The organism is Streptomyces sparsogenes, from assembly GCF_001704635.1.
GTDB lineage: Bacteria > Actinomycetota > Actinomycetes > Streptomycetales > Streptomycetaceae > Streptomyces > Streptomyces sparsogenes.
On sequence record NZ_MAXF01000084.1, the window covers coordinates 1 to 13,450 of the forward strand.

The window sequence follows — 13,450 nt, forward strand, 5'->3', positions numbered from 1 at the left end:
CAGCGTCCGGCACAGCCGCGCCGTCGGGCAGCGACTGGATGTGCGCGCCGAGTCCGATCGCGGTCAGGGAGAGGTCGCGGTGCTGGGTGAGGTGGTCGCCGATGATCGTGTACCGCCTGGGCTGGTAGTCACGCATCTGGGTGACTCCGCCTGCGGTTGGGCGAACGACGGAACGGGCGCGCGGGTGCGCGCTAAGCTGCTGCTCAGCCATCGGGAAGTTGCCTCTTCCTCGGTGGTCAGGCCCTCGATCGGGAGTGCGAGTCCCGGCCGGGGGCCGTCGCATGTCTGGGGTTGTCGAGCCCGAGCCTGCCCCGCCGAACCGCCCCAGCGCCAGCCCGGTGGGGCGGAATCACCCGCGCGGGTGACGGGGGTGAGGTTTGGTTGGGTTGGGTGGGTTCTTTCCAGGGGTTCTTTGTCTTTGACTGCCCGAGGCCGGGTCGCACGGGACACCGGGGCCCGTCTTTCCGGCCCTCGGGGACGGCGGGGGTGGGAGTGGAAACGGAAGTCTCTGTTCGGGTGAACTGTGGGCTTCTGTCATTCGGTGTGGTCAGGCGCGCCTAGGCTGAAACGTAACGACGCGGACACGCGTGGTGATCGTCGAAGGTGGGGCAGACATGAGTGAGGACCACGGGCTGGAAGAAGACGACAGCGGGGCCGTCATGCGGGCCGTCGGCCGTCAGATCAAGTTGTGGCGGGAGGCTGCGGGGCTGAAGCAGGCGGAGTTGGGGGCCGCGATCGGTTATGGGGAGGAGCTGGTCTCGGCCGTCGAGCGGGCGCGGCGGATTCCCCGGCCGGAGTTCCTCGACAACGCGGACAAGGTGTTGGGGGCGGGCGGCAAGATCGCCGCGATGAAGAAGGACGTCGCGGAGGCGCGGTATCCGAAGAAGGTGCGGGACGTAAAGAAGTTGGAGGCCGAGGCGGTCGAGCTGGGCTCCTACAACAACTCGGTCATCGATGGGTTGTTGCAGACCGAGGAGTACGCGCGTGCGGTCTTCGGCGACCGACGCCCGGCGTTCACCGAGGATGAGCTGGAGCGCCGGGTGGCGGCGCGCATGGCCCGCCAGGAGATCATCGACGCCACGACAGCGCGGCCGCTCTTCAATTTCGTGCAGTGCGAGTCGACGTTGCGTCGCCCGCTCGGGGGCAGAATGGTGTTGCGACGGCAGCTCGAACGACTGTTGGAGATCGGACAGTTGCGGAATGTGGACCTCCAGGTCCTGCCGCTGAACCGTGAGGAGAACGCCGGTGTCGACGGTTCGTTCCGGCTGCTCAGACTCAAGGAAGGGGCGACGGTCGGGCTGAACGAAATCCAACTCATCAGCAGCTTGATCGCCGAACCCAAAGCGGCCCAGATCCTTGACATCCGTTACGGGGCTATCCGGGCGCAGGCCCTCACGCCACGGGAGTCCCTGGCCTTCATCGAGAAAGTGCTGGGAGAGACATGACCCTCAAGCCTTCTGATTGGATAAAGAGCAGTTACAGCACAGCCGATGGCCCCTCATGCGTCGAGGTCGCCACCACCCCTGGCACCATCCACGTCCGCGACTCCAAGACCGCTCCGCAAGGCCCCGCGCTCGCGTTCACTCCGGACGCCTGGAGCCGCTTCCTGTCCTACGCGTCGGCGCGCTGATCGCACGCTGCTGAGCGTTCTCTTTCAACGGGAGCCCCGGCGGGCCCGGGGCTCCCGCCGGGGGCGGGGTGGCGCTACGCCTCGGCCTTCTGCATGACCTCCAGCAGGCTGGAGAAGCTGTCCGCCGCGTGGCCCGCCTCCATCCCGCGTCGGAAGAGGTTCGCGACGGCGGCCGGGAGGGTGGTGTCGACGCCCGAGTCCGCGTTGGTGTGCAGGACGTGGTCGACGCTGGCCATGCCCATCGCCAGCCGGTCCACGTCGCCGGCGTGGTGGCCCGCGTCGATGCGCTCGGCGTAGAAGGCGAAGAAGCCGGGGAGCGAGTTCGCCGTGTCCGTGGCGTGCCGCAGGATGTCGGCCGCCGCCAGGCCGTTGGCCTGGGCGAGGACGATCGCCTGCCAGTAGCTGAGCATCGAGGTCCAGAACATGACCATGCCGAGCTGGTAGAAGAGCGCGGCCAGCCCCGGGTCCTCGCCCCGGTAGTCGGTGCGGCCGGTCACGACTTCCAGTGCGTTCCGGTGCTCCTCGAACGCCTCGCGCGGGCCGCTGTAGAAGGTGAGCGATTCGGGCTGCCCGACGCCGGACGGCGGCACGGTGATGCCGCCGGTGAGGTGGACGGCGCCCCGGTCGGACGCCCAGCGGGCGGCGGCGCGGGCCCGCTCGGGGGTGTCGGAGCTGAGGTTGACCAGGACACGGCCGGTCAGCGCGGTCTCCGCCGGGCCGAGCACGTCGTACATGGCCGCGTAGTCGGTCAGGCTGAGGATCACCACCTCGCCCGCCGCGAGCGCCTCCGCGACGCTCGGCGCGAGCGTCGCGCCCCGGGCCACCAGGGCGTCCGCGCGGGACGGGGTGCGGTTCCACAGGGTGACCTCATACCCCCGGTCCAGGAAGGCCGTGGTCATCGCCTGGCCCATCGGGCCGAGTCCGATGACGGTGACCGACTGCCGCTGGTTGTCACTGCTCATGTTGCTCATGTCGAGACCTCGATCTCTCACTAAAAAGAACGTTCTACTCAGAGGGTGGGCGGCAACGTATCACGCTCTAGAACGAACGCTCTACTCAGTCGCCCGGTACGGTGATCGCATGCAGACCAGCACCCGGGACCGGATCGTCGTCGCGGCGGCACGCCTCCTGCAGCGGCAGGGCTACGTCGGCACGGGGATCAAGCAGATCGCCAAGGAGGCGCAGGCCACGCTCGGCTCCGTCTACCACTTCTTCCCCGGCGGCAAGGAGGCCGTGGCCGTCGCGGCGATCGCCCACAGCGACCGGGAGTTCGCGACGCTGCTCGGCGAGGCGCTGGACAGCGCGGAGGACCCGGCGGAGGCGATCGAGGCCTGCGCCCGGCGGCTCGCCACGGAGCTGCGCGAGTCGGGCTGGATCGATGGATGTCCCGTCACGGCGGCGGCCCTGGAGACGCTCGGCACCGAGTCGGAGATCCAGCGGGCGTGCGCGGACGCGCTGCGCGGCTGGGAGCGGCTGGTCGTGGACAAGCTGCTGCGCTGCGGCTTCCAGGCTCAGGACGCGCGGGAGCTGGCGACCACCATCGTCGGCGCCCTGGAGGGCGCGGAGGTCACGGCGCAGGTCGTCCGCAGCGAGGAACCCCTGCTGGCGGCGGGCCGGCAACTGGCCCGCCTGGTGCGCTCGTACGGCGTCTCGCCGTCCCGCTAGCGAGGCATGGCCGGGCCGGATCGCCCGGCGCGGGACACGCCTGGGCGGCGGCGACGCGGAGCGGGTGGGAGGGCCAGGGGGCGGTGATCACGAACGTCGAGCCTATGCGTTGCCCGCCGGTCGGGCAGCCGTCAACCTGCTGCGATGCGTTTCCTCCGTATGTGCGGCATTGTCGCGAACGGGGGCGCTACCGTGGGTACACGGTCGAAGATCTCGTCCATGGGAGGAATCATGACCGCCGAACCGCAGCACACCACTTGGCCCGTGCCGCCGCCGGACGGCTACACCGTGGACGATCTCTTCAATCTGCCCGACCTCCCGCCGCACACTGAGTTGATCGACGGGAGCTTGGTCTTCGTGAGCCCGCAGCGGGATTTCCACACTCTGGCGATGTATCTGCTGGAAGCCGGACTGCGCAGGACCGTCCCGGAGCAGTTCCGGGTGCGCCGGGAGATGACCGTCGTGCTGGGGCCCCGTAACGCCCCGGAACCGGATCTCTTGGTGCTGCGCGCGGAAGCGGTGCGGAGCCGCGAGCAGACCCGGTACGAGGCAGCCGACGTCGTGCTCGCCGTAGAGGTCGTCTCGCCGGACTCCGAGGAGCGCGACCGCGATGCCAAACCCCGCAAGTACGCCGCCGCCGGTATTCCACACTTCTGGCTGGTCGAGATGGCGGGGGAGAGGCAGCATCCCACGGTGCGCACCTACGAGCTGGACCCCGTGACCAAGTCCTACGCGATCACCGGCATCCATCACGAGCGGCTGAAGCTGACCGTCCCCTTCACCATCGACATCGACCTGACCGAGATCGACCACCTGTAGTCGCTACGGCACCGCCGGGCCCCCGATGTACCGGCCCTTCGCGTCGTACGGCCACTCGTTCGCGACACAGCCCTTCAGCCCGTATATCTGCTGCATCATCACCGGCGCCCGCTTCCCCTTCCCCGGGCAGGCCTCGTGGCCGTGGCCGATGCGGTGGCCGACCTCATGGTTGATGATCAGGGCTCGGTAGCCGCTGATGGGGCCGGAGAACTCCGGGGAGCCGGTGTTCCAGCGCTTGAGGTTGACCATGATCTGAGTGCCCGCGTCGCAGTTGACCTCGCCGTGGGTGTCCAGGCCCGCCTTGCCGCAGATCTCGTCGACCGTGGCCGGGGTGGCGATCTTCACCTGGAAGTCGGAGGGGCCGTCGGACACCAGCCGGAAGGAGTGGCGGCGGTCCCGGGTCCAGCCGCGTTTGTCGGCGAGGACCGCCGAGATCTCGGCCGCGGCGCGCTCCGGGTCGACACCGGTGCCCTTCTCCACCTGCACCTCGAACCGCCGCGGACGGCTCCCCTCGCCGATCACCTTGCCGGAGGACTTCGCGGTGACGAAGACGCCGCCCGACGGGCGGGCCGCGCCGTCGCCGTCGTCGTCGCGTAAGACGGTCCGGGCCGCGAACACGAGCCCGGCGATCAGGGCCGTACCGGCGGCCAGCGCTACCACGACGGTCCGCAGGCGGGTGCCCCGCCGCGGTGGCGGGTCGGACGGGCCGGTGGTCCGCTCGGGGGCCTGCGCGGGGGAGGTGCCGGACCGCGTGAACATGTCTGTGGCCCCCGGAGTGTGGATGCGTCGTCGTTCCCTCGTTCCCCCGGAGAAAGACGTGGGGGGAGGGGCGGGGGTTGGCTCCTGGCACCGCTGTGGCCGGGGTCACATCCGGTGCCGCCGTCCGGTCCGCTTTGATTCGCCGCACACCGTCACGCGCCGCTCCGCGGCTGTCGTGAGCGCGGCGAGTTTGAAGAACCCCCCGCAAGGGGTACGCTTCCCCGCTTCCTGATTGGCATCCGGCAGGCCCCGTGTGGCAGACTGTCCGGGTTGCTCGGTTGAGTGCCGATGCTGCGCGCCTCCCGCCGGGAGGACCGGAAGCGAGTCCCACAGTACTCGTCGCCCCTCATCAGGGGCGGAAGTACGGGAATCTTCCGGGAAGCGTCAGCGGGGCCCCGGCCAGGCACCCGGTGGGTGTTCTTCCCCCACAACCCCCTTCCACAAGGGAATCTTCCTGCGGAGTCTTGCCGGAAGGGGCGCGACACGCCCGACCGCGTGGGTCGGAGGTGAGGCGGGGAGGGGCGTGAGCCGACCGGGTTCCGGAGCGTTACGAGAGACAGGACTACGAAGTAGCCATGGCGGGACAGAAGATCCGCATCCGGCTCAAGGCCTACGACCACGAGGTCATCGACTCCTCGGCGAAGAAGATCGTCGAGACGGTGACCCGCACTGGTGCGTCGGTCGCGGGCCCGGTGCCGCTGCCCACAGAGAAGAACGTGTACTGCGTCATCAAGTCGCCGCACAAGTACAAGGACTCGCGCGAGCACTTCGAGATGCGTACGCACAAGCGCCTCATCGACATCCTCGACCCCACGCCGAAGACCGTCGACTCCCTGATGCGTCTCGACCTGCCGGCGGGCGTCGACATCGAGATCAAGCTCTGAGGTGACGCGCGAGATGGCTAAGCAGATCAAGGGCGTCCTGGGCGAGAAGCTCGGCATGACGCAGGTGTGGGACGAGAACAACCGCGTCGTCCCGGTCACCGTCGTCAAGGCCGGCCCCTGTGTCGTCACCCAGGTCCGTACCGCTGACTCGGACGGCTACGACGCCGTCCAGATCGCCTTCGGCGAGATCGACCCGCGCAAGGTGAACAAGCCCCTCAAGGGCCACTTCGCCAAGGCCGACGTGACCCCGCGGCGCCACCTGGTGGAGCTGCGCACCGCCGACGCCTCCGAGTACACGCTCGGCCAGGAGGTCACGGCCGAGGTGTTCGAGTCCGGTGTGAAGGTCGACGTGACCGGCACCAGCAAGGGCAAGGGCACCGCCGGTGTCATGAAGCGCCACGGCTTCGGCGGCCTCGGCGCCGGCCACGGCACCCAGCGCAAGCACCGCTCGCCGGGCTCGATCGGTGGCTGCGCCACCCCGGGCCGCGTGTTCAAGGGCCTGCGCATGGCCGGCCGCATGGGCAACGAGCGGGTCACCACCCAGAACCTGACCGTCCACGCCGTTGACGCGGAGAAGGGTCTGCTCCTGATCAAGGGAGCGGTTCCTGGTCCGAACGGCGGCCTCGTCCTGGTCCGTACCGCGGCCAAGGGGGCCTGAGGTAACCGATGAGCACCATTGACATCCTTTCGCCGGCAGGCGACAAGGCCGGGACCGTCGAGCTCCCCGCGGAGATCTTCGACGCGCAGGTCAGCGTTCCGCTGATCCACCAGGTCGTCGTCGCCCAGCTGGCCGCTGCCCGTCAGGGCACGCACAAGACGAAGACCCGTGGCGAGGTCCGCGGCGGTGGCAAGAAGCCGTACCGCCAGAAGGGCACCGGCCGCGCCCGTCAGGGCTCGACCCGCGCTCCGCAGTTCGCCGGCGGTGGCGTCGTGCACGGCCCCGTGCCGCGCGACTACAGCCAGCGCACCCCGAAGAAGATGAAGGCCGCCGCGCTGCGCGGTGCCCTCTCGGACCGGGCGCGCCACAGCCGCATCCACGTCGTGACCGGCGTGGTCGAGGGCGAGATCTCCACCAAGGCCGCCAAGAGCCTGTTCGGCAAGATCAGCGAGCGGAAGAACCTGCTCCTGGTCGCCGAGCGGACCGACGAGGCCGCGTGGCTGTCCGCCCGCAACCTGCCCCAGGTGCACATCCTGGAGCCGGGCCAGCTGAACACGTACGACGTGCTCGTCTCCGACGACGTGGTCTTCACCAAGGCCGCCTTCGAGTCCTTCGTGGCTGGTCCCAAGGCCGCTGAGAAGACCGAAGGGAGCGCCGCCTGATGAGTGAGGCGACCGCTGTCACCAGCAAGACCTTCACGGACCCCCGCGACGTTCTCGTCAAGCCGGTCGTGTCCGAGAAGAGCTACGCGCTGCTCGACGAGAACAAGTACACGTTCATCGTCGCGCCCGGCGCCAACAAGACCCAGATCAAGCAGGCCGTCGAGGCGGTCTTCTCGGTCAAGGTCACCGGGGTCAACACGATCAACCGGCAGGGCAAGCGCAAGCGCACCCGCACCGGTTTCGGCAAGCGCAAGGACACCAAGCGCGCCATCGTGACCCTCGCCGAGGGCGACCGAATCGACATCTTCGGCGGCCCGGTCTCCTAACGGGGATCGGAGCGTCCAGAAGTCCGGAATCTTCCGAGGACTGAGAAATGGGTATCCGCAAGTACAAGCCGACGACCCCGGGCCGTCGTGGCTCCAGCGTCGCCGACTTCGTCGAGATCACGCGGTCCACGCCGGAGAAGTCGCTGGTCCGCCCGCTGCACAGCAAGGGTGGTCGTAACAACGCCGGCCGCATCACGGTCCGCCACCAGGGTGGCGGTCACAAGCGTGCGTACCGCGTGATCGACTTCCGCCGTCACGACAAGGACGGCGTCCCGGCGAAGGTCGCACACATCGAGTACGACCCCAACCGCACCGCGCGCATCGCGCTGCTGCACTACGCCGACGGCGAGAAGCGCTACATCATCGCGCCGCGCGGCCTGTCGCAGGGCGACCGGGTCGAGAACGGCCCCGGGGCCGACATCAAGCCGGGCAACAACCTGGCGCTGCGCAACATCCCGGTCGGTACCACGATCCACGCCATCGAGCTGCGGCCCGGCGGCGGCGCGAAGTTCGCCCGCTCCGCGGGTGCCTCCGTGCAGCTGCTGGCCAAGGAGGGCTCCTTCGCGCACCTGCGCATGCCCTCCGGTGAGGTCCGCCTGGTCGACATCCGCTGCCGCGCCACCGTCGGCGAGGTCGGCAACGCCGAGCAGTCGAACATCAACTGGGGCAAGGCCGGCCGTATGCGCTGGAAGGGCGTCCGCCCGACCGTGCGTGGTGTCGTGATGAACCCGGTCGACCACCCGCACGGTGGTGGTGAGGGCAAGACCTCCGGTGGTCGCCACCCGGTTTCGCCGTGGGGCCAGAAGGAGGGCCGTACTCGCTCGCCGAAGAAGGCCAGCAACAAGTACATCGTCCGCCGCCGCAAGACGAACAAGAAGCGCTAGGAGCGGGTTTAGATGCCGCGCAGTCTCAAGAAGGGGCCCTTCGTCGACGACCACCTGATCAAGAAGGTGGATGTCCAGAACGAAGCCGGCACCAAGAACGTCATCAAGACCTGGTCCCGCCGCTCGATGATCGTCCCGGCCATGCTCGGCCACACGATCGCGGTGCACGACGGCCGCAAGCACGTCCCGGTGTTCGTCACCGAGTCGATGGTCGGCCACAAGCTCGGCGAGTTCGCGCCGACCCGCACCTTCCGCGGCCATGAGAAGGACGACCGCAAGTCGCGTCGTCGCTGATCAGCGGAACAAGCGAATGACTCAGACAGACACCGAAGGGACAACCATGGAAGCCAGGGCCCAGGCGCGGTACATCCGCGTCACGCCCATGAAGGCCCGCCGCGTGGTGGACCTCATCCGTGGCATGAGTGCCACGGAGGCTCAGGCGGTCCTGCGATTCGCTCCGCAGGCCGCGAGCGTGCCGGTCGGCAAGGTGCTGGACAGCGCCATCGCCAACGCCGCGCACAACTACGACCACACCGACGCCGACAGTCTCTACATCTCCGAGGCCTACGTCGACGAGGGCCCGACCCTGAAGCGGTTCCGTCCGCGCGCCCAGGGCCGCGCCTACCGGATCCGCAAGCGGACCAGCCACATCACCGTGGTCGTCAGCAGCAAGGAAGGAACCCGGTAATGGGCCAGAAGGTTAACCCGCATGGGTTCCGGCTCGGCATCACCACGGACTTCAAGTCCCGCTGGTACGCCGACAAGCTGTACAAGGACTACGTCAAGGAAGACGTCGCCATCCGCCGGATGATGACGAAGGGCATGGAGCGCGCCGGCATCTCCAAGGTGGAGATCGAGCGCACCCGTGACCGCGTCCGCGTCGACATCCACACCGCCCGGCCGGGCATCGTCATCGGCCGCCGCGGCGCGGAGGCCGACCGTATCCGCGGCGAGCTGGAGAAGCTGACCGGCAAGCAGGTGCAGCTGAACATCCTCGAGGTCAAGAACCCCGAGGTGGACGCTCAGCTGGTGGCCCAGGCCGTCGCCGAGCAGCTGTCCTCCCGCGTCTCCTTCCGTCGTGCGATGCGCAAGTCGATGCAGAGCTCGATGAAGGCCGGCGCCAAGGGCATCAAGATCCAGTGCGGTGGCCGTCTCGGCGGCGCCGAGATGTCCCGCTCGGAGTTCTACCGCGAGGGCCGCGTGCCCCTGCACACGCTCCGCGCGAACGTCGACTACGGCTTCTTCGAGGCCCGTACGACCTTCGGCCGCATCGGCGTGAAGGTGTGGATCTACAAGGGCGACGTCAAGAACATCGCCGAGGTCCGCGCCGAGAACGCCGCCGCCCGCGCCGGCAACCGCCCGTCGCGCGGTGGCGGCAGCGACCGCCCGCAGCGCCGTGGTGGCGAGCGCGGTGGCCGCGGCCGTAAGCCGCAGCAGCAGAACGCCGCTGCCGAGGCCCCCAAGGCCGAGGCCGCCGCTGCTGCTCCGGCTGCTGAGAGCACCGGAACGGAGGCCTGACCGACATGCTGATCCCTCGCAGGGTCAAGCACCGCAAGCAGCACCACCCGAAGCGGTCGGGTATGGCCAAGGGCGGTACCGAGCTGGCGTTCGGCGAGTACGGCATCCAGGCCGTCACCCCGGCGTACGTCACCAACCGTCAGATCGAGGCCGCGCGTATCGCGATGACCCGCCACATCAAGCGTGGCGGCAAGGTCTGGATCAACATCTACCCGGACCGTCCGCTGACGAAGAAGCCGGCCGAGACCCGCATGGGTTCCGGTAAGGGCTCGCCGGAGTGGTGGATCGCGAACGTCAAGCCCGGTCGGGTGATGTTCGAGCTGTCCTACCCGAACGAGAAGATTGCGCGTGAGGCGCTCACCCGCGCTGCTCACAAGCTCCCGATGAAGTGCCGGATCGTGCGGCGCGAGGCAGGTGAGTCGTGATGGCGGCCGGTACCAAGGCGTCCGAGCTGCGTGAGCTGAACAACGAGGACCTCGTTGCCAAGCTCCGTGAGGCCAAGGAAGAGCTGTTCAACCTCCGCTTCCAGGCGGCGACCGGGCAGCTTGAGAACCACGGCCGGCTGAAGGCCGTCCGCAAGGACATCGCCCGGATCTACACCCTGATGCGCGAGCGCGAGCTGGGCATCGAGACGGTGGAGAGCGCCTGATGAGCGAGACGAATGTGACTGAAACGAACGAGCAGCGCGGCTTCCGCAAGACCCGTGAGGGTCTGGTCGTCAGCGACAAGATGGACAAGACCGTCGTCGTCGCCGTCGAGGACCGCGTCAAGCACGCCCTGTACGGCAAGGTCATCCGCCGTACGAACAAGCTCAAGGCGCACGACGAGCAGAACGCCGCGGGTGTCGGCGACCGCGTCCTCCTCATGGAGACCCGGCCGCTGTCCGCGACCAAGCGCTGGCGCGTCGTCGAGATCCTCGAGAAGGCCAAGTAACCCCCTGAGGGCAGCAGCCCTCAGGCCAGTTCCGCCAGGCTCGGCAGGGGCCCCAGGGCCCCTGCCGGGAACCGGCAGACGATCAGGAGATAGACGTGATCCAGCAGGAGTCGCGACTGCGCGTCGCCGACAACACGGGGGCGAAGGAAATCCTTTGCATCCGTGTTCTCGGTGGTTCCGGTCGCCGCTACGCGGGCATCGGTGACGTCATCGTCGCCACCGTGAAGGACGCGATCCCCGGTGGCAACGTGAAGAAGGGTGACGTCGTCAAGGCGGTCATCGTGCGCACCGTCAAGGAGCGCCGCCGCCCGGACGGCTCGTACATCCGCTTCGACGAAAACGCGGCCGTCATCCTCAAGAACGATGGCGACCCCCGCGGCACCCGTATCTTCGGCCCCGTGGGCCGTGAGCTGCGCGAGAAGAAGTTCATGAAGATCATCTCCCTCGCGCCGGAGGTGCTGTAACCGATGAAGATCAAGAAGGGCGACCTGGTTCAGGTCATCACCGGCAAGGACAAGGGCAAGCAGGGCAAGGTCATCCAGGCCTTCCCGCGCGAGGACCGCGTCCTGGTCGAGGGTGTCAACCGGGTCAAGAAGCACACCAAGGCCGGCCAGACCGCTCGTGGCTCGAAGACCGGCGGCATCGTGACGACCGAGGCCCCGATCCACGTGAGCAACGTGCAGCTCGTGGTGGAGAAGGACGGCAAGAAGGTCGTCACCCGCGTCGGATACCGCTTCGACGACGAGGGCAACAAGATCCGCGTTGCCAAGCGGACCGGTGAGGACATCTGATGACTGCCACCACCACTGCACCGCGCCTCAAGCTGCGCTACCGCGAAGAGATCCAGGGCAAGCTGAAGGACCAGTTCTCGTACGAGAACGTCATGCAGATCCCGGGTCTGACCAAGATCGTGGTCAACATGGGTGTGGGCGACGCCGCCCGCGACTCCAAGCTGATCGAGGGCGCCATCCGCGACCTCGCCACGATCACCGGCCAGAAGCCGGCCGTCACCAAGGCCCGTAAGTCCATCGCGCAGTTCAAGCTGCGCGAGGGCCAGCCGATCGGCGCCCACGTCACCCTCCGCGGTGACCGCATGTGGGAGTTCCTGGACCGCCTGCTGTCGCTCGCGCTCCCGCGCATCCGCGACTTCCGTGGTCTGTCGCCCAAGCAGTTCGACGGCCGGGGCAACTACACCTTCGGTCTCACGGAGCAGGTCATGTTCCACGAGATCGACCAGGACAAGATCGACCGGGTGCGGGGCATGGACATCACCGTGGTGACCACGGCGTCCAACGACGAGGAGGGCCGCGCCCTGCTTCGTCACCTCGGCTTCCCGTTCAAGGAGAACTGACCGTGGCGAAGAAGGCTCTGATCGCTAAGGCCGCCCGCAAGCCGAAGTTCGGCGTCCGCGGGTACACCCGCTGCCAGCGCTGCGGCCGGCCCCACTCCGTGTACCGCAAGTTCGGCCTGTGCCGCGTGTGCCTCCGTGAGATGGCTCACCGTGGCGAGCTGCCGGGCGTGACCAAGAGCTCCTGGTAATTCCCCATAGCGGGATGAACCAGGGCTCTCGGTAAGGAAATGGATGGCGGGATGCCCGCCCCACATCCCTTAGGCTTGTGGGGTTGGGCACCCGTTGCCCACGTTCGTCTTACTACGCCGTAGGTCCCCGCGCCGCACCCGTGCCCGCCAGTGAGCGGGTGAGAGGGATGGCGCAGATAGGAAACCCCGGCGAGAGAGGCCGAAGGCCATCATGACCATGACCGATCCGATCGCAGACATGCTGACGCGTCTGCGAAACGCGAACTCGGCGTACCACGACTCCGTCGTCATGCCGCACAGCAAGATCAAGTCGCACATCGCGGAGATCCTCCAGCAGGAGGGCTACATCACCGGCTGGAAGGTCGAGGACGCCGAGGTCGGCAAGAACCTCGTCCTCGAGCTGAAGTTCGGCCCCAACCGCGAGCGCTCGATCGCCGGCATCAAGCGGATCTCGAAGCCGGGTCTGCGGGTCTACGCAAAGTCCACCAACCTGCCGAAGGTGCTCGGCGGCCTGGGCGTGGCGATCATCTCCACGTCGCACGGGCTCCTCACCGACAAGCAGGCCAGCAAGAAGGGTGTGGGCGGGGAAGTCCTCGCCTACGTCTGGTAACCAGGGAACGGAGGAAGAGCCATGTCGCGAATTGGACGGCTGCCCATCCAGGTTCCCGCCGGTGTGGACGTCACCATCGATGGCCGTACGGTCGCAGTGAAGGGCCCCAAGGGTTCTCTCTCGCACACCGTCGCCGCGCCCATCGAGGTCGCCAAGGGTGAGGACAACACGCTCGTTGTCACCCGCCCGAACGACGAGCGTCAGAACAAGGCCCTGCACGGCCTGTCCCGCACGCTGGTGGCGAACATGATCACCGGCGTGACCCAGGGCTACAGCAAGGCGCTCGAGATCAGCGGTGTCGGTTACCGCGTCCAGGCCAAGGGCTCCAACCTGGAGTTCTCCCTGGGCTACAGCCACCCGATCCTGATCGAGGCCCCCGAGGGCATCACCTTCAAGGTGGAGTCCCCGACCAAGCTGAGCGTCGAGGGCATCGACAAGCAGAAGGTCGGCGAGGTCGCCGCGAACATCCGCAAGCTGCGCAAGCCCGACCCGTACAAGGCCAAGGGCGTGAAGTACGCGGGCGAGGTCATCCGCCGCAAGGTCGGAAAGGCTGGTAAGTAAGC

The 13,450-nt window shown here is 68.0% G+C and carries 23 protein-coding genes; 21 read left to right on the forward strand and 2 right to left on the reverse strand.

All coding sequences use genetic code 11. From position 1 onward, the window contains the following. Positions 1 to 614: 614 nt before the first annotated feature. The gene (locus BBH68_RS16130) at positions 615 to 1,445 is read left to right on the forward strand and encodes a helix-turn-helix domain-containing protein (protein ID WP_065962981.1); all 831 of its coding nucleotides are present in this window, start codon (positions 615 to 617) and stop codon (positions 1,443 to 1,445) included. Further along, on the forward strand, positions 1,442 to 1,630 hold the full coding sequence (locus BBH68_RS39375) for a DUF397 domain-containing protein (protein ID WP_076970851.1): 189 nt from the start codon (positions 1,442 to 1,444) through the stop codon (positions 1,628 to 1,630). Before BBH68_RS16130 ends, BBH68_RS39375 begins: the two co-directional genes overlap by 4 nt. A 74-nt stretch (positions 1,631 to 1,704) precedes the next feature. Here the strand turns inward: BBH68_RS39375 and BBH68_RS16135 are convergent, their stop codons facing one another. Next, positions 1,705 to 2,592: an NAD(P)-dependent oxidoreductase gene (locus BBH68_RS16135; RefSeq protein WP_065962984.1), complete on the reverse strand. Its 888-nt coding sequence runs from the start codon at positions 2,590 to 2,592 to the stop codon at positions 1,705 to 1,707. A 118-nt stretch (positions 2,593 to 2,710) separates the two neighbouring features. Here BBH68_RS16135 and BBH68_RS16140 point away from each other — a divergent pair, with 118 nt between their 5' ends. Together BBH68_RS16140 and BBH68_RS16145 are read left to right on the forward strand one after the other, a co-directional pair. Next, positions 2,711 to 3,295, forward strand: coding sequence for a TetR/AcrR family transcriptional regulator (locus BBH68_RS16140; protein WP_065962986.1), 585 nt, complete (start codon positions 2,711 to 2,713; stop codon positions 3,293 to 3,295). Between the two features lie 231 nt (positions 3,296 to 3,526). Further along, positions 3,527 to 4,114: a Uma2 family endonuclease gene (locus BBH68_RS16145; RefSeq protein ID WP_065962988.1), complete on the forward strand. Its 588-nt coding sequence runs from the start codon at positions 3,527 to 3,529 to the stop codon at positions 4,112 to 4,114. Positions 4,115 to 4,117: 3 nt separating this feature from the next. Here BBH68_RS16145 and BBH68_RS16150 read toward each other — a convergent pair whose 3' ends face one another. Continuing rightward, positions 4,118 to 4,873 carry a DUF3152 domain-containing protein gene (locus BBH68_RS16150; protein ID WP_065962990.1) on the reverse strand — a complete coding sequence of 252 codons (756 nt, stop codon included), beginning with the start codon at positions 4,871 to 4,873 and terminating at the stop codon, positions 4,118 to 4,120. A 575-nt stretch (positions 4,874 to 5,448) separates the two neighbouring features. Here BBH68_RS16150 and rpsJ point away from each other — a divergent pair. The 17 genes from rpsJ to rplF all read left to right on the forward strand — a co-directional run bounded on the left by rpsJ (position 5,449) and on the right by rplF (position 13,448). After that, entirely contained in the window at positions 5,449 to 5,757 is a 309-nt protein-coding gene (gene rpsJ / locus BBH68_RS16155; RefSeq protein WP_003948644.1) for a 30S ribosomal protein S10, read from the forward strand. Between the two features lie 13 nt (positions 5,758 to 5,770). After that, entirely contained in the window at positions 5,771 to 6,415 is a 645-nt protein-coding gene (gene rplC, locus BBH68_RS16160; protein ID WP_065963171.1) for a 50S ribosomal protein L3, read from the forward strand. A gap of 8 nt (positions 6,416 to 6,423) precedes the next feature. Beyond that, complete coding sequence (gene rplD / locus BBH68_RS16165) at positions 6,424 to 7,077, forward strand: 50S ribosomal protein L4 (RefSeq protein WP_065962992.1); 654 nt, start codon at positions 6,424 to 6,426, stop codon at positions 7,075 to 7,077. Continuing rightward, entirely contained in the window at positions 7,077 to 7,403 is a 327-nt protein-coding gene (gene rplW / locus BBH68_RS16170) for a 50S ribosomal protein L23 (RefSeq protein WP_065962994.1), read from the forward strand. Before rplD ends, rplW begins: the two co-directional genes overlap by 1 nt. Before the next feature lie 47 nt (positions 7,404 to 7,450). After that, on the forward strand, positions 7,451 to 8,287 hold the full coding sequence (rplB, locus tag BBH68_RS16175; protein WP_065962996.1) for a 50S ribosomal protein L2: 837 nt from the start codon (positions 7,451 to 7,453) through the stop codon (positions 8,285 to 8,287). A 12-nt stretch (positions 8,288 to 8,299) separates the two neighbouring features. Continuing rightward, positions 8,300 to 8,581: a 30S ribosomal protein S19 gene (gene rpsS, locus BBH68_RS16180; protein WP_014178772.1), complete on the forward strand. Its 282-nt coding sequence runs from the start codon at positions 8,300 to 8,302 to the stop codon at positions 8,579 to 8,581. A 46-nt stretch (positions 8,582 to 8,627) separates the two neighbouring features. Beyond that, a complete protein-coding gene (gene rplV / locus BBH68_RS16185; protein WP_030835105.1) occupies positions 8,628 to 8,975 on the forward strand; it encodes a 50S ribosomal protein L22 in 348 nt (115 codons plus the stop codon). Next, positions 8,975 to 9,805 carry a 30S ribosomal protein S3 gene (rpsC, locus tag BBH68_RS16190; RefSeq protein WP_065962998.1) on the forward strand — a complete coding sequence of 277 codons (831 nt, stop codon included), beginning with the start codon at positions 8,975 to 8,977 and terminating at the stop codon, positions 9,803 to 9,805. Before rplV ends, rpsC begins: the two co-directional genes overlap by 1 nt. Before the next feature lie 5 nt (positions 9,806 to 9,810). Further along, positions 9,811 to 10,230 (forward strand): 50S ribosomal protein L16, encoded by a 420-nt coding sequence (gene rplP, locus BBH68_RS16195; RefSeq protein ID WP_065963000.1) that lies wholly within the window; start codon positions 9,811 to 9,813, stop codon positions 10,228 to 10,230. Beyond that, positions 10,230 to 10,454 carry a 50S ribosomal protein L29 gene (gene rpmC, locus BBH68_RS16200; RefSeq protein WP_065963002.1) on the forward strand — a complete coding sequence of 75 codons (225 nt, stop codon included), beginning with the start codon at positions 10,230 to 10,232 and terminating at the stop codon, positions 10,452 to 10,454. The genes rplP and rpmC overlap by 1 nt, the downstream gene beginning before the upstream one ends. Further along, positions 10,454 to 10,738, forward strand: a complete 285-nt coding sequence (gene rpsQ, locus BBH68_RS16205; protein WP_065963004.1) for a 30S ribosomal protein S17 — start codon at positions 10,454 to 10,456, stop codon at positions 10,736 to 10,738. The genes rpmC and rpsQ overlap by 1 nt, the downstream gene beginning before the upstream one ends. A gap of 95 nt (positions 10,739 to 10,833) precedes the next feature. Beyond that, positions 10,834 to 11,202 carry a 50S ribosomal protein L14 gene (gene rplN, locus BBH68_RS16210; protein WP_003998823.1) on the forward strand — a complete coding sequence of 123 codons (369 nt, stop codon included), beginning with the start codon at positions 10,834 to 10,836 and terminating at the stop codon, positions 11,200 to 11,202. Between the two features lie 3 nt (positions 11,203 to 11,205). Then, entirely contained in the window at positions 11,206 to 11,529 is a 324-nt protein-coding gene (rplX, locus tag BBH68_RS16215; protein WP_065963007.1) for a 50S ribosomal protein L24, read from the forward strand. Then, on the forward strand, positions 11,529 to 12,089 hold the full coding sequence (gene rplE / locus BBH68_RS16220; RefSeq protein WP_065963009.1) for a 50S ribosomal protein L5: 561 nt from the start codon (positions 11,529 to 11,531) through the stop codon (positions 12,087 to 12,089). The genes rplX and rplE overlap by 1 nt, the downstream gene beginning before the upstream one ends. Positions 12,090 to 12,091: 2 nt before the next feature. Next, positions 12,092 to 12,277: a type Z 30S ribosomal protein S14 gene (locus BBH68_RS16225; RefSeq protein ID WP_003948630.1), complete on the forward strand. Its 186-nt coding sequence runs from the start codon at positions 12,092 to 12,094 to the stop codon at positions 12,275 to 12,277. Between the two features lie 211 nt (positions 12,278 to 12,488). Beyond that, on the forward strand, positions 12,489 to 12,887 hold the full coding sequence (rpsH, locus tag BBH68_RS16230) for a 30S ribosomal protein S8 (RefSeq protein WP_065963010.1): 399 nt from the start codon (positions 12,489 to 12,491) through the stop codon (positions 12,885 to 12,887). Between the two features lie 21 nt (positions 12,888 to 12,908). Beyond that, on the forward strand, positions 12,909 to 13,448 hold the full coding sequence (rplF, locus tag BBH68_RS16235) for a 50S ribosomal protein L6 (protein WP_065963012.1): 540 nt from the start codon (positions 12,909 to 12,911) through the stop codon (positions 13,446 to 13,448). The last annotated feature ends 2 nt before the right edge of the window (positions 13,449 to 13,450 follow it).

Excerpts from the sequence above, each read along its gene's own strand:
- rplF (WP_065963012.1), top strand. The coding sequence starts at position 12,909 with ATGTCGCGAATTGGACGGCTGCCCATCCAGGTTCCCGCCGGTGTGGAC.
- rplP (WP_065963000.1), top strand. The coding sequence starts at position 9,811 with ATGCTGATCCCTCGCAGGGTCAAGCACCGCAAGCAGCACCACCCGAAG.
- rplD (WP_065962992.1), top strand. The coding sequence starts at position 6,424 with ATGAGCACCATTGACATCCTTTCGCCGGCAGGCGACAAGGCCGGGACC.
- rpsJ (WP_003948644.1), top strand. The coding sequence starts at position 5,449 with ATGGCGGGACAGAAGATCCGCATCCGGCTCAAGGCCTACGACCACGAG.
- BBH68_RS16135 (WP_065962984.1), bottom strand. The coding sequence starts at position 2,592 with ATGAGCAGTGACAACCAGCGGCAGTCGGTCACCGTCATCGGACTCGGC.
- rplW (WP_065962994.1), top strand. The coding sequence starts at position 7,077 with ATGAGTGAGGCGACCGCTGTCACCAGCAAGACCTTCACGGACCCCCGC.
- rplV (WP_030835105.1), top strand. The coding sequence starts at position 8,628 with ATGGAAGCCAGGGCCCAGGCGCGGTACATCCGCGTCACGCCCATGAAG.
- rplC (WP_065963171.1), top strand. The coding sequence starts at position 5,771 with ATGGCTAAGCAGATCAAGGGCGTCCTGGGCGAGAAGCTCGGCATGACG.
- rpmC (WP_065963002.1), top strand. The coding sequence starts at position 10,230 with ATGGCGGCCGGTACCAAGGCGTCCGAGCTGCGTGAGCTGAACAACGAG.
- rpsS (WP_014178772.1), top strand. The coding sequence starts at position 8,300 with ATGCCGCGCAGTCTCAAGAAGGGGCCCTTCGTCGACGACCACCTGATC.
- rpsQ (WP_065963004.1), top strand. The coding sequence starts at position 10,454 with ATGAGCGAGACGAATGTGACTGAAACGAACGAGCAGCGCGGCTTCCGC.
- rplB (WP_065962996.1), top strand. The coding sequence starts at position 7,451 with ATGGGTATCCGCAAGTACAAGCCGACGACCCCGGGCCGTCGTGGCTCC.
- BBH68_RS16150 (WP_065962990.1), bottom strand. The coding sequence starts at position 4,873 with ATGTTCACGCGGTCCGGCACCTCCCCCGCGCAGGCCCCCGAGCGGACC.
- rpsH (WP_065963010.1), top strand. The coding sequence starts at position 12,489 with ATGACCATGACCGATCCGATCGCAGACATGCTGACGCGTCTGCGAAAC.
- BBH68_RS16130 (WP_065962981.1), top strand. The coding sequence starts at position 615 with ATGAGTGAGGACCACGGGCTGGAAGAAGACGACAGCGGGGCCGTCATG.
- rpsC (WP_065962998.1), top strand. The coding sequence starts at position 8,975 with ATGGGCCAGAAGGTTAACCCGCATGGGTTCCGGCTCGGCATCACCACG.
- rplX (WP_065963007.1), top strand. The coding sequence starts at position 11,206 with ATGAAGATCAAGAAGGGCGACCTGGTTCAGGTCATCACCGGCAAGGAC.
- BBH68_RS16145 (WP_065962988.1), top strand. The coding sequence starts at position 3,527 with ATGACCGCCGAACCGCAGCACACCACTTGGCCCGTGCCGCCGCCGGAC.
- BBH68_RS39375 (WP_076970851.1), top strand. The coding sequence starts at position 1,442 with ATGACCCTCAAGCCTTCTGATTGGATAAAGAGCAGTTACAGCACAGCC.
- rplE (WP_065963009.1), top strand. The coding sequence starts at position 11,529 with ATGACTGCCACCACCACTGCACCGCGCCTCAAGCTGCGCTACCGCGAA.
- BBH68_RS16140 (WP_065962986.1), top strand. The coding sequence starts at position 2,711 with ATGCAGACCAGCACCCGGGACCGGATCGTCGTCGCGGCGGCACGCCTC.